The following is an 11,748-nucleotide window of genomic DNA, read 5'->3' as shown; positions in this document are numbered from 1 at the left end:
ATCTGACCCCGCCCGCCGGAAGAAAAAGGTCAGCCTCCCAGCCAGGCCGTCACAGGACCCCGCGCAAAGTACACGAGGAAGCCAGCGGCGACCACCCACATGAGCGGGTGGATCTTGCTCGCTTTGCCGGACCCCGCCCGGATCAGCACCCAGGTGATGAACCCGACGCCGATGCCGTTGGCGATGGAGTAGGTCAACGGCATGGTGACGATGGTGAGGAATGACGGCAGGGCGATGGAGAAGTTCTGGAAATTGATCTCGCGGATCTGCGCGACCATCATGGCTCCCACCACCACCAGGGCAGACGCGGCAACCTCGAGCGGAACCACCGCCGTCAGGGGCGTGAAGAACATGGCGGCGAGGAACAGGAACCCCGTGACCACCGAGGCGAGTCCGGTCCTGGCACCTTCACCGATTCCGGCGGCCGAATCGATGAAGACGGTGTTCGATGAGCTCGACGTACCTCCGCCGGCCACCGCCCCGACGCCCTCGATGATCAGGGCCGACTTGAGGCGGGGAAAGTTCCCCTGCTTGTTGGCGAGCCCGGCACTCTTCGAGAGACCGGTCATGGTTCCCATGGCGTCGAAGAAGTTGGTGAAGACCAGGGTGAAGACCAGCATGGTGGCAGCGAGGACGCCGATGCGGTCGAAGGCGCCGAAGCTGAACTGCCCGATGAGGCTGAAATCCGGTATGGAGACGATACTGCTCGGAATGACGGGGGCGTTCAGGTGCCAGCCGCCGGGGTTGTCCGGTGCGGTGAACCCAAGATCGAGGAAGGCCTCGACGACGACTGCAATGAGCGTGGTGCTGACTATTCCGATGAGGAGCCCGCCCTTGACACCGCGGGCCATCAGGATGCCCATGGTGATCACGCCGATCAGGAAGATCAGGGTCGGCAGCGTGGTGACCGAGCCGTTGTCACCCAGTTGCACGGGCGGGCCGCCTGCTGTCCTGCTGACGAAACCGGAATCGACGAAGCCGATGAAGGCGATGAACAGGCCGATACCGACGGTGATGGCAGCCTTGAGCTGGCGGGGTACCGCGTTGAAGATCGCCGTCCGCGCTCCGGTGACAGCGAGGAAAACGATCAGCAACCCGTTGATGACCACCAGGCCCATCGCTTCCGCCCAGGTCACGTCGCCGATCACCGAAACCGCCAGGAACGAGTTGATGCCGAGGCCGGCCGCGATGCCGAACGGCAGGTTGGCGAAGATGCCGAAGATGATGGTCATCACGCCGGCCGTCAGGCCGGTGACGGCACCCACCTGGGCGGCTGCCAGCCACCCGCCCTCGACGTCGGTGGCTGCTGTCTCTGCGCTGAATCCCCCAAGGATGAGCGGATTGAGAATCACGATGTAGGCCATCGTGAAGAAGGTGACGAGGCCGCCACGGATCTCGCGTCCCGTCGTCGAGCCGCGCTCCGTGATCTGGAAGTAGCTGTCGAGGGACGAGAATCGACTGGTTGCCGGGCGCGTCAGCGTCGGCTCCGGCCCTTCGGCGGGATCATTGTCCCGGGTGATGAGTGTCATGGCGCTGCCCTCCTAGTAATCCACGCGGGCGGCCAGGGCGCTCCACGCCTCGAAGGGTGCACAGTCACCGATTTCGGCGGATGGTGAGAGGCGGCACTGGCGGACGGGCATCGAGCGTTCCTCCAACGGCGTGGAGAAGTATTCGTAGAACACGGCGTCGTCGAATCCGGCACGCGCGGCGTCGTGTCGGTCGGCAGCATAGACCACATGTTTCACGCGGGCCCACAGCGCACCCGACAGGCACATGGGGCAGGGCTCGCAGCTTGTATAGAGGACGCATCCCGAGAGGTCGAAGGTGCCGAGCGAGCGGCACGCCTCACGAATGGCCATGACTTCGGCGTGGGCTGTGGGATCGTTGTTGGCAGTGACGCGGTTGACGCCTTCGAAGACGCTGCCGTCCGGGGTGAGGATCACGGCGCCGAAGGGACCGCCTGCGTTTTCCACGTTCGCTGCGGCTAGAGAAAGGGCCTGGGCGAGATAGTGCTCATCTGTTGTGGTGCTCATCTGGAACTCCCTAACGAGGGCAACATCCATCGCACACCACCGACGACGAAGGGGGCAGGCGGTTACGACCAGACTGCTGCGGATTTCTGTGCAGGTCCACCTGGTTGATAGCTACCCGAAAAGGTGCCCGCCGTTGGCTTCGACTAGAACTGTAGCATTCAGGTGTGACTCACACCACTACTTTTCTGAAAGAATATTATCGTTTCGTGGAATCGAACTCGTGTAGCGCTCAAGGTGATCCGCGAACAAGCTGCACTTGTTTTTCCACAGAGTAGACAATAATGTCCATAATACGAAAATTAACGTAAGTGCCGCCCCTGATCGTCGAGGAGATGACATGGCAGATTCCATCGCCCACCCCGGGCTCAGCGCGGAGAACTACGCAGCCATTGACACAGCGCTCCGGGACACCGACCGGCTGCTGCTGCAGAACTACCCCGGCGATGACGGAACACGTCAGCCGGTCCACACCGTCTACATCCCGGCAGACAAGTTCACGCGGGCACTGACAGCGGACTGGGGGAGGCAGGCGCTGGCTGCAACGGACCGGCAGGGAGGCCTGGAAGCGCTGTGCACCACGATTGGTACTCCCGCTGACCTGGTGGAGGGCATCAGCGCCAGGGTCGCGGCAAAACTCGTGACCGAGCCGATCGAGGATCTTCGGCTGGACTTCGAGGACGGGTACGGGGATCGCGGTGATGCCGAGGAGGACCGCCACGCCCGAAGTGCCGCAGAGCTGGTTCGGCGGTCCATCAGGGAGGGGAATGCGCCGCCGTTCATCGGAATCCGGTTCAAGAGCTTCGAGGAGCCGACGCGCGCCAGGGGACTTCGCACCCTCGATCTGTTCGTTGCCGGATTGCTGGAGGCGGGAAGCCTGCCCGAAGGGCTCGTGCTGACGCTTCCCAAGGTCAGCACCGTCGCCCAGGTCGAGGCGATGGTGTACGCCTGCGAGGCCCTGGAGCGTTTTCACGGGCTCGAACCCGGCAGGCTCCGCTTCGAAGTGCAGATGGAAACCCCCCAGCTGATCCTGGCGGCGGACGGCTCGGTTCCCGTGGCAACCTTGCTGCATCGGGGCAGGGGCCGGGTATCGGCACTTCACTACGGCACCTACGACTACAGCGCATCGCTCGAGATAGCCGCCGCCTACCAGGCCATGGACCACCCCGCCGCCGACTACGCCAAACAGGTGATGCAGGTGGCTGCCGCCGGAACAGGCGTGCGCTTGTCGGACGGCTCGACGAACATCCTGCCGCTCGGTACGGACGAGAATATCGCCGCCGCCTGGCAACTCCATGCCTCCCTGGTGCGCCGGTCGCTGGAGCGTGGCTTCTATCAGGGGTGGGACCTCCATCCGGCGCAGCTGCCGTCACGGTTCATCGCCACCTATCGCTTCTACCTGGAGGGTTTCAGCCAGGCGGCGTCGCGGTTGCGCAACTACGCCCTTGGCCTTGAAAGCACAGTCCTTGATGAGCCGGCCACCGCCCGCGCCCTTGCGCGGTTCATCCAGCGGGGGCTTTCCTGCGGGGCCCTTGATGAAGAAGAAGTGGAGCGCCGGAGCGGTATCTCCATCGCCCACCTCACGTCGCTCGCACACCCGAAAAGAACATCCACCGCAAAGGACGATGATGACTGATCCCACCTACTACACGCCCCAGACCACCCTGCCGCCCCAGACGGCGCTGCTCACCGACCGCGCCATCGTGACAGAGGCCTACACGGTGATCCCCCGCGGTGTGCTGAGGGACATCGTCACCAGTGTGCTGCCCGAATGGACCGGGACGCGTGCCTGGGTGCTCAACCGCCCGGTTGCGGGCGGAGCCACCACGTTCGCCCAGTACCTGATGGAAGTGGCCCCCGGAGGCGGTTCCGAGGCACCCGAGCCCCAGTCGGAGGTCGAATCATTCGTCTTCCTCCTCGAGGGTGAACTCTCTGTAACCATTGACGGCGAGAGGCACTCACTGACACCCGGAGGGTTTGCCTACCTGCCCGCCGGGTCGAACTGGCAGGCGGGAAACGGCAGCACCGATCTGGCGAAGTTCCAGTGGATCCGGAAGCGCTATGAGCCCCTGGCCGGGCATACTGCCAAGGCCGTCGTCGGCAATGAGCAGGACGTCGAACCCGGAGCGATGCCGGATACCGACAACAAGTGGCGTACCACCCGCATGTTGCCGGTCGAGGACCTCGCCTACGACATGCACATCAACATCGTCACCTTCGAGCCGGGAGCCTCCATTCCCTTCGCTGAAACGCATGTCATGGAACATGGGCTGTACGTCCTTGAGGGTAAAGCGGTGTACCGGCTGAACGGGGATTGGGTGGAGGTCCAGGAGGGCGACTACATGTCCCTGCGGGCCTTCTGCCCCCAGGCCTGTTACGCCGGGGGGCCGTCGAACTTCCGCTACCTCCTCTACAAGGACGTCAACCGGCAGATTGTCCTCTAGCTCAGAGACTGCCCACCGGAGAAATCCGGCGTTCCGCCGCCCACGTCCCCGGATGCCGGGCGAGTTCCTGCAACAGCACGGTGGTGGGCCTCATCATTTCCAGCCGACCCTCCGCTGCGCCGCGGAGGAGGCCCCGCACCGGTGCCCAGTGGGAGGAATCGGCCTCAGTGGTCCGATGCTGCGGGTCCAGGAACTCCGCCAGCACTGTCAGGTAGAAGAAGGTGTCGAAGCGCTTGCTGTACCCCGTCGGAGTGATCCAGTTGGCCCACGGGATCAGGTCTCCGACGGATAACACTGCCCCGGTTTCCTCCTCGACCTCCCGCACCGCGGCGGCCAGCAGCACCTCGGCGGAAACGAGCAGCTCAGCCCGGCTCCCGACTGCGATGCTGGTTTCCGTCCAGCACCGTGCATGCCTCTCGAGGAGGTCCGGAGAAACGCGCCACGTCCGGGCGGCCGCGTGGTCCACTTCGTCCACGCGGCCGCCCGGAAAGACCACCATTCCGGCGGCGAAGTCCATCGTGGATGTGCGGTTCTGAACGAAGACCTCGAGGTTGGGCACATCGCCGCGGACCATCAGGACGCTGACGGCCAGACGTGGCACCACCACCGGGGGCGTTCTGGAACCTGGGGTCATGACTGTCCCTCCTTCTGCAGGCACTCTACCGATCGTCCCGTAGCTCCGCGCTGCACGGCGGGGCGCTGGTGCATTCCGTAGCTGAACCCTTTCGCCACTTTCGTTGACAGTCCAGTTGCCATGCGCCTACAGTTCCATTCTAAGAAACTTAGTTTCCACACAGCGATAAAATGACAGCAGCTTCCAGCGAAGGAAAGTACATGTCCTACACCGTCAACTGCTCCATCCTCCTCACGGAGCTGCCCCTGCTGGAGCGGCCCGCTGCTGCGAAGGCCGCGGGGTTCGACAACGTCGAATTCTGGTGGCCCTTCGGTTCCTCCGTTCCGGCGGACGCCGAGGTGACCGCCTTCGAAGACGCCATCAACGCGGCCGGCGTCCAGCTGACCGGCTTGAACTTCCATGCAGGGGATATGCCGGGTGGCGACAGGGGGTTGGTGTCCTGGCCCGAGCGGTCGCAGGATTTCCGGGACAACCTCGACGTCGTCGCCGGCATCGGCGGTCGGCTCGGGTGCAGGGCGTTCAACGCGCTGTACGGTAACCGCACCGCAGCGTCGACGCCGGAGGAGCAGGACGCGCTCGCAGTGGAAAACCTGGTCCTTGCAGCGAAGGCAGTCGCAGGGATCGGTGGCACCGTCCTGCTCGAACCCGTCAGCGGCGCCGAGCATTACCCCATTCGGACCGCCCGGCAGGCCATGGATGTCATCGGGAAGGTACGCGCCGAGGGCGCCGCGAACATCGCACTGTTGGCGGATTTCTACCACCTTTCAGTCAACGGGGACGATGTCCCGGCCGTCATCAGCAGCTTCGGCGCCGACTTCGGTCACATTCAGATCGCCGACGCCCCGGGCCGTGGAGCCCCCGGATCCGGCGGGCTTCCCCTGGAGATGTGGATCGAGAGCAGCCGGTCCCGTGGCTACAACGGCGTCATCGGCCTCGAGTACAAGACGCCGGCCGACGGTGCCTTCTCCTGGCTCCGCTGACGAAGGAACGCCTCGCACCGCAGATCAGCTGGAACGTCCACCATCATCGATACGTAAAGGACTAGAGACAATGAGCAGAATCGCAGTAATCGGACTCGGAATCATGGGCCTGCCCATGGCAGTGAACCTGGTCAGGGCAGGGCACGACGTCACCGGCTTCAACCGCAGCCAGGACAGGATCGACAAGCTCGTCGCTGCGGGCGGCACCGGTGCCGCGGATGTCGCAGAGGCAGTGAAGGACGCCGAGATCATCCTCACCATGGTCCCTGACTCCCCCGACGTCGAAGCCGTGGTGCTGGGGGACGATGGAGTGTTCGCGAACGCCAGGAGCGGAGCGTACTGGGTGGACGCCAGCACCATCCGCCCCGACGTCAGCGTACGGCTCGCAGCGGCCGCAGCCGAAGCCGGGGTGAAACCCCTCGACGCTCCGGTTTCCGGAGGCGAGCAGGGGGCAATCGAGGGGAACCTTTCCATCATGGTCGGCGGTGCAGCGGACGATTTCGACGCTGTGCGGCCCGCCCTGGAGCCGGTGGGCGGAACCATCGTCCACGTCGGTCCCGCCGGTTCCGGGCAGACCGTCAAGGCGGCGAACCAGCTCATCGTCGCGGGAACCATCCAGTTGGTGGCCGAAGCTTTGGTGTTCCTTGAGGCCCACAGCGTCGATACCGAAGCGGCCATCCGGGTCCTCGCCGGAGGCCTCGCCGGCAACCGCATCCTTGACCGCAAGGCAGCCTCCATGGCGGCGCGCACCTTCGAGCCCGGTTTCAGGGTGGATCTGCACCACAAGGATCTGGGAATCGTCACCGCTGCGGCACGCGAGGCCGGCGTCGCCATCCCGCTCGGAGCCCTCACGGCCCAGCTCATGGGATCGCTCCGCGCCCAGGGCCACGGCTCGCTCGACCACTCGGCCCTGCTGCTCCTCGTCGAGCAACTGTCCGGCCGGGCATCCGGCACTACCCCAGCAACAACCTCCCGATAGGACATGCCATGCCGAAGATGCGCGCAGCAGACGCCGCAGTACTCATCCTGGAGAAGGAAGGCGCTACACAGGCCTTCGGCCTTCCAGGGGCAGCAATCAATCCCTTCTACTCGGCAATGCGCGCCCATCGCGGAATTCACCACGTCCTGGCACGCCATGTCGAAGGCGCCTCGCACATGGCCGAGGGCTACACCCGGGCCAAGGCAGGCAACATCGGTATCTGCATCGGCACGTCCGGACCAGCCGGCACCGACATGATCACCGGCCTGTACTCCGCCTGGGCGGATTCCATTCCCATCCTCTGCATCACCGGCCAGGCACCCGTTGCCAAGCTGCACAAGGAAGACTTCCAGGCAGTCGACATCGCCTCGATCGCCAAACCGGTCACGAAGATGGCCATGACGGTGCTCGAAGCCGCACAGGTGCCCGGCGCCTTCCAGAAGGCCTTCTACGAGATGCGCTCGGGACGTCCAGGGCCGGTGCTGATCGACCTTCCCATCGATGTGCAGCAGACCCTGATCGAATTCGACCCCGACACGTACGAGCCACTGAAGCCGTCAAGACCGGCCGCCACCCGGCGCCAGCTCGAAAAGGCCCTCGATATGCTTGCCAGGGCCGAGCGCCCGCTGATCATCGCGGGAGGCGGGATCATCAATGCCGACGCCGCCGATGACCTCGTCGAGCTGGCGGAACTGCTCAACATCCCGGTCATCCCGACGCTCATGGGGTGGGGAGTCATTCCCGACGACCACGAACTCATGGCCGGCATGGTCGGGTTGCAGACCTCGCACCGCTACGGGAATGCGACGATGCTCGAATCCGATGTCGTCATCGGGATCGGAAACCGCTGGGCCAACCGCCACACCGGGGCACTGGATGTGTACACCAAAGGCCGCATCTTCATCCACATCGACATCGAGCCGACCCAGATCGGGCGGGTCTTCGCGCCCGACTTCGGGATCGTCTCCGATGCAGGCGAGGCACTCCGCGGCCTCGTGGAACTGGCGCGCGAGCGCCGCGCCGTCCAGGGACTTCCGGACTGGAACGCCTGGGTCAAGGACTGCGCCCAGCGCAAGTCCCTGCTCCAGCGCAGGACCCACTTCGACAACGTCCCCATCAAACCACAACGGGTCTACGAGGAGATGAACCGGGCCTTCGGCCGGGACACCAAGTACGTCTCCACCATCGGGCTGTCCCAGATCGCCGGAGCCCAGTTCCTCCACGTGTACCAGCCGCGCAACTGGATCAACTGCGGTCAGGCCGGGCCGCTGGGCTGGACCGGACCGGCAGCGCTGGGGGTAGCCCGAGCCGTTCCGGGCGTGCCCGTCGTCGCCCTGTCGGGTGACTACGACTTCCAGTTCATGATGGAGGAGCTTGCCGTCGGGGCCCAGTTCAAGCTGCCGTACATCCACGTAGTGGTGAACAACTCCTACCTCGGCCTCATCCGTCAGGCCCAGCGCGGGTTCGAGATGGATTACCACGTCTCCCTCGCCTTCGAGAACATCAACGCCCCCGAACTCGAGGGCTACGGCGTCGACCATATCAAGGTGGCGGAAGGCCTGGGCTGCAAGGCGATCCGGGTGCGGGAGCCGGATGACCTGCAGGCCGCTTTCACCAGGGCCGGCGAACTGATGGCGGAGTTTCGCGTTCCGGTGGTGGTGGAGGTCATCCTCGAGCGCGTCACGAATATCTCGATGGGAGCCGCCGGCATCGATGCGATTCACGAGTTCGAGGATCTGGCGGAGGCCTCTGATGACGCACCAACCGCCATCTCGCTGCTGGTCTAGGGTGAATCCATGCGGATCGTTCTAGCACCGGACAAGTTCAAGGGATCACTCTCGGCCCCTGAGGTGGCCGGCCACCTTCGGATCGGCCTGCTGCGGGTGGTTCCAGATTCCGACATCCTCGAGGTGCCGGTGGCCGACGGCGGTGAGGGCACCGTGGATGCCGCCGTCGCCGCAGGCTACGAGCGGCGCTACTTTCCGGTTACCGGACCTACCGGCGAGCCGGTGTCGGCGGCGGTCGCGGTACGGGGGCACCAGGCGGTTGTCGAGATGGCCGCTGCCTCCGGGTTGGCGGTCCTGCCGGGTGGGACGCTCGACGCGCGGGGTGCTTCGAGTGTGGGCACGGGCCAGCTGATCGCGGCTGCCCTTGACCTTGGTTGCACCGAGGTGGTCCTCGGAGTCGGGGGAAGCGCCAGCACCGATGGCGGAGCCGGGCTCCTTGTCGGCCTTGGCGCGAGGCTGCTCGACGAGGAAGGTGCGGTCCTGGCCCCGGGCGGTGCCGCACTGGCACGGCTCACGCGGATCGACCTGTCAGGGCTGGATCCGCGGCTTCCGTCCGCGAAGTTCATCCTCGCCAGCGACGTGGACAACGGCCTCCTCGGCGCCGGCGGAGCAGCTGCTGTCTTCGGCCCGCAGAAAGGCGCGTCCGCCGACGACGTGCGCGATCTCGATGCCGCACTCGGGCACTTCGTGCAGGTCCTTGGCAATGAGATCGGGCAGGCCGCGATCGATGTTGCCTCAAGACCCGGCGCGGGAGCTGCCGGCGGAACCGGCTATGCAGCCATGGTTCTGCTGGATGCCGAGCGCCGGCCCGGCGTCGACGTCGTCCTCGAGTTCACCGGATTCGCCGGCCACCTGGAAGGCGCGGATCTGGTGGTCACCGGAGAGGGCAGCCTCGACGAGCAGACCCTGCTGGGCAAAACCCCGGTGGGCGTTGCCCGGGCCGCCGCCGCTGCATCGATCCCGGTTCTTGCTGTCTGCGGCAGGAGCCTCCTCTCGGCGGACGAACTCATCGCTGCGGGCTTTGATCGAACATACGCCCTCACCGACCTCGAACGGGATGTCGCGACGTGCATGGCCGACGCCGGGCCGCTCGTCGAACGGGTGGGAGAACTGGTCGGCGCTTACCTGCTGGCATCCAAGCCGGTCGGTACCTCAGCGACGTCGGTATCTCGACAACAAGGAACATCATGACGAACGAGCAGTCCACCCCCACACCGGACAGCACGGTCTTCGATCTCGTGCTCCGGGGCCGGAGGATTCTCACTACCGCCGGGCTCCGCGAGCGTGAGGTCGGGGTCCTGGATGGAACGGTGACGGCGATCGTGCCGCTCGGCAGCGGCCTGGCAGGGCGGGTCAATGTTGACCTGGATGACGACGAGACCCTGCTCCCGGGCCTCGTCGACAGCCATGTGCACGTCAATGAACCCGGGCGGACCGAGTGGGAGGGCTTTGCCTCCGCGACCCGCGCCGCGGCGGCCGGGGGCGTGACCACCATCATCGACATGCCGCTGAACAGCATCCCGCCGACGGTCACCGTGAACGCACTCCAGCAGAAGCGGGCGGCGGCGGAGAGCCAGGCCTTCGTCGATGTGGGCTTCTGGGGAGGAGCGATTCCGGGAAATACCTCCGAGTTGCGCGGCCTGCACGATGCGGGTGTCTTCGGGTTCAAGTGCTTCCTGCTGCATTCAGGGGTGGATGAGTTTCCGCACCTCGAGGCGGACGAGATGGAAGCCGACATGGCGGAGCTGAAAACCTTAGATTCGCTGATGATCGTCCATGCGGAGGATTCCCGCTCCATTGACCGCGCGCCGTCGGCCGAGGGCGACCAGTACACCCGGTTCCTCGCCTCCCGCCCCCGGGGAGCCGAGAACATGGCCATCGCCGAGGTGATCGAGCGGGCACGCTGGACGGGGGCGCGGGCGCACATCCTCCACCTGTCCTCCTCGGATGCACTGCCGATGATCGCCAGCGCCAAGCGGGATGGCGTGAAGCTGACGGTGGAAACCTGTCCGCACTACCTGACACTGCTGGCCGAGGAGATTCCCAACGGCGCCACCGCCTTCAAATGCTGCCCGCCGATCCGTGAGGCAGCGAACCGTGAGCTGCTCTGGAAGGGCCTCGAGGACGGCATCATCGACTGCATCGTCTCCGACCACTCGCCGAGCACGCTCGACCTGAAGGACCTCGAGAACGGCGACTTCGGAGTTGCCTGGGGCGGGGTTTCCTCACTCCAGTTGGGCCTTTCGCTGATCTGGACCGAAGCACGCCAACGCGGCATCCCGCTTGAGCAGGTGGTGGAGTGGATGTCCCAGCGACCGGCCGCGCTGGCGCGGCTGACGAAGAAGGGCCGGCTCGCCCTCGGGTACGACGCCGATTTCGCCGTCTTCGCAGCGGAGGACAGCTTCATCGTCGATGTGAACAGGCTGCTTCACAAGAATCCCATCAGCCCGTATGACAAGAAGCCGCTGGTGGGGGTGGTCCGGCGGACCTACCTTCGGGGGGTGGAGATCGACGGTGTCACGCCTGGCGGGCGACTCCTGCGCCGGGGCTCCGCCTGACGACGTAAAATCCGGTAAGTTGGAGGTTAATTCCACAAGGCGGATATTCGGCCTTGATCGGCCCGATACGTCAGGGGACCCTCATGGGTGAAAAAGCAGTCAAGGGCGGTGTGCAGTCCGTCGAGCGCGTTTTCGAACTGCTGGAGCTGATCACTGACGCCGGTGGTGAGGTGACGCTCAGCGAGCTGTCCTCCTCGACCGACCTGCCGCTACCAACGATCCACCGGTTACTGCGCACCCTGGTGAGCAAGGGGTATGCCCGTCAGCTTCCCAGCCGCCGGTACGCTCTCGGGCCGCGGCTGATCCGGTTGGGCGCCGGTGCCAGCAGCCAGCTCG

11 protein-coding genes are annotated in these 11,748 nt (G+C 65.2%); 8 read left to right on the top strand and 3 right to left on the bottom strand.

Annotated elements, in window-relative coordinates:
- Positions 1-29: 29 nt before the first annotated feature.
- Both Y704_RS0104685 and Y704_RS0104680 read right to left on the bottom strand, forming a co-directional pair.
- Positions 30-1,529: an NCS2 family permease gene (locus tag Y704_RS0104685; RefSeq protein WP_026549251.1), complete on the bottom strand. Its 1,500-nt coding sequence runs from the start codon at positions 1,527-1,529 to the stop codon at positions 30-32.
- A 12-nt stretch (positions 1,530-1,541) separates the two neighbouring features.
- The gene (locus Y704_RS0104680; protein ID WP_026549250.1) at positions 1,542-2,033 is read right to left on the bottom strand and encodes a nucleoside deaminase; all 492 of its coding nucleotides are present in this window, start codon (positions 2,031-2,033) and stop codon (positions 1,542-1,544) included.
- A gap of 337 nt (positions 2,034-2,370) precedes the next feature.
- Between Y704_RS0104680 and Y704_RS0104675 the strand changes: the two genes are divergently transcribed.
- Positions 2,371-3,666 (top strand): DUF6986 family protein, encoded by a 1,296-nt coding sequence (locus Y704_RS0104675; RefSeq protein ID WP_026549249.1) that lies wholly within the window; start codon positions 2,371-2,373, stop codon positions 3,664-3,666.
- The gene (locus Y704_RS0104670) at positions 3,659-4,474 is read left to right on the top strand and encodes a bifunctional allantoicase/(S)-ureidoglycine aminohydrolase (RefSeq protein WP_026549248.1); all 816 of its coding nucleotides are present in this window, start codon (positions 3,659-3,661) and stop codon (positions 4,472-4,474) included. Before Y704_RS0104675 ends, Y704_RS0104670 begins: the two co-directional genes overlap by 8 nt.
- A 1-nt stretch (position 4,475) precedes the next feature.
- Here the strand turns inward: Y704_RS0104670 and Y704_RS0104665 are convergent, their stop codons facing one another.
- Positions 4,476-5,108: an NUDIX hydrolase gene (locus tag Y704_RS0104665; RefSeq protein ID WP_026549247.1), complete on the bottom strand. Its 633-nt coding sequence runs from the start codon at positions 5,106-5,108 to the stop codon at positions 4,476-4,478.
- Positions 5,109-5,308: 200 nt separating this feature from the next.
- Here Y704_RS0104665 and Y704_RS0104660 point away from each other — a divergent pair, with 200 nt between their 5' ends.
- The 6 genes from Y704_RS0104660 to Y704_RS19010 form a co-directional block, all read left to right on the top strand.
- Positions 5,309-6,088 (top strand): hydroxypyruvate isomerase family protein, encoded by a 780-nt coding sequence (locus Y704_RS0104660; RefSeq protein ID WP_026549246.1) that lies wholly within the window; start codon positions 5,309-5,311, stop codon positions 6,086-6,088.
- A gap of 70 nt (positions 6,089-6,158) precedes the next feature.
- Entirely contained in the window at positions 6,159-7,067 is a 909-nt protein-coding gene (locus Y704_RS0104655; protein WP_026549245.1) for a 2-hydroxy-3-oxopropionate reductase, read from the top strand.
- Positions 7,068-7,075: 8 nt separating this feature from the next.
- Positions 7,076-8,854 carry a glyoxylate carboligase gene (gene gcl / locus Y704_RS0104650; RefSeq protein WP_026549244.1) on the top strand — a complete coding sequence of 593 codons (1,779 nt, stop codon included), beginning with the start codon at positions 7,076-7,078 and terminating at the stop codon, positions 8,852-8,854.
- 9 nt (positions 8,855-8,863) lie between these two features.
- Positions 8,864-10,045, top strand: coding sequence for a glycerate kinase (locus Y704_RS0104645; RefSeq protein ID WP_026549243.1), 1,182 nt, complete (start codon positions 8,864-8,866; stop codon positions 10,043-10,045).
- On the top strand, positions 10,042-11,412 hold the full coding sequence (gene allB, locus Y704_RS0104640; protein WP_051476697.1) for an allantoinase AllB: 1,371 nt from the start codon (positions 10,042-10,044) through the stop codon (positions 11,410-11,412). Before Y704_RS0104645 ends, allB begins: the two co-directional genes overlap by 4 nt.
- An 83-nt stretch (positions 11,413-11,495) precedes the next feature.
- Positions 11,496-11,748: helix-turn-helix domain-containing protein (locus Y704_RS19010; protein ID WP_035771636.1), on the top strand; the 253-nt coding region annotated here is incomplete at its 3' end.

This window comes from Arthrobacter sp. Br18 (assembly GCF_000520555.1).
Taxonomy (GTDB): Bacteria; Actinomycetota; Actinomycetes; order Actinomycetales; family Micrococcaceae; genus Arthrobacter_D.
Note: the sequence above shows the minus strand (reverse complement) of the source record. Positions and strands in the feature narration are given on the sequence as shown.

Coding starts and splice junctions, on each gene's coding strand:
- Y704_RS0104685 (WP_026549251.1), bottom strand. CDS start 1,529: ATGACACTCATCACCCGGGACAATGATCCCGCCGAAGGGCCGGAGCCG.
- Y704_RS0104680 (WP_026549250.1), bottom strand. CDS start 2,033: ATGAGCACCACAACAGATGAGCACTATCTCGCCCAGGCCCTTTCTCTA.
- Y704_RS0104675 (WP_026549249.1), top strand. CDS start 2,371: ATGGCAGATTCCATCGCCCACCCCGGGCTCAGCGCGGAGAACTACGCA.
- Y704_RS0104670 (WP_026549248.1), top strand. CDS start 3,659: ATGACTGATCCCACCTACTACACGCCCCAGACCACCCTGCCGCCCCAG.
- Y704_RS0104665 (WP_026549247.1), bottom strand. CDS start 5,108: ATGACCCCAGGTTCCAGAACGCCCCCGGTGGTGGTGCCACGTCTGGCC.
- Y704_RS0104660 (WP_026549246.1), top strand. CDS start 5,309: ATGTCCTACACCGTCAACTGCTCCATCCTCCTCACGGAGCTGCCCCTG.
- Y704_RS0104655 (WP_026549245.1), top strand. CDS start 6,159: ATGAGCAGAATCGCAGTAATCGGACTCGGAATCATGGGCCTGCCCATG.
- gcl (WP_026549244.1), top strand. CDS start 7,076: ATGCCGAAGATGCGCGCAGCAGACGCCGCAGTACTCATCCTGGAGAAG.
- Y704_RS0104645 (WP_026549243.1), top strand. CDS start 8,864: ATGCGGATCGTTCTAGCACCGGACAAGTTCAAGGGATCACTCTCGGCC.
- allB (WP_051476697.1), top strand. CDS start 10,042: ATGACGAACGAGCAGTCCACCCCCACACCGGACAGCACGGTCTTCGAT.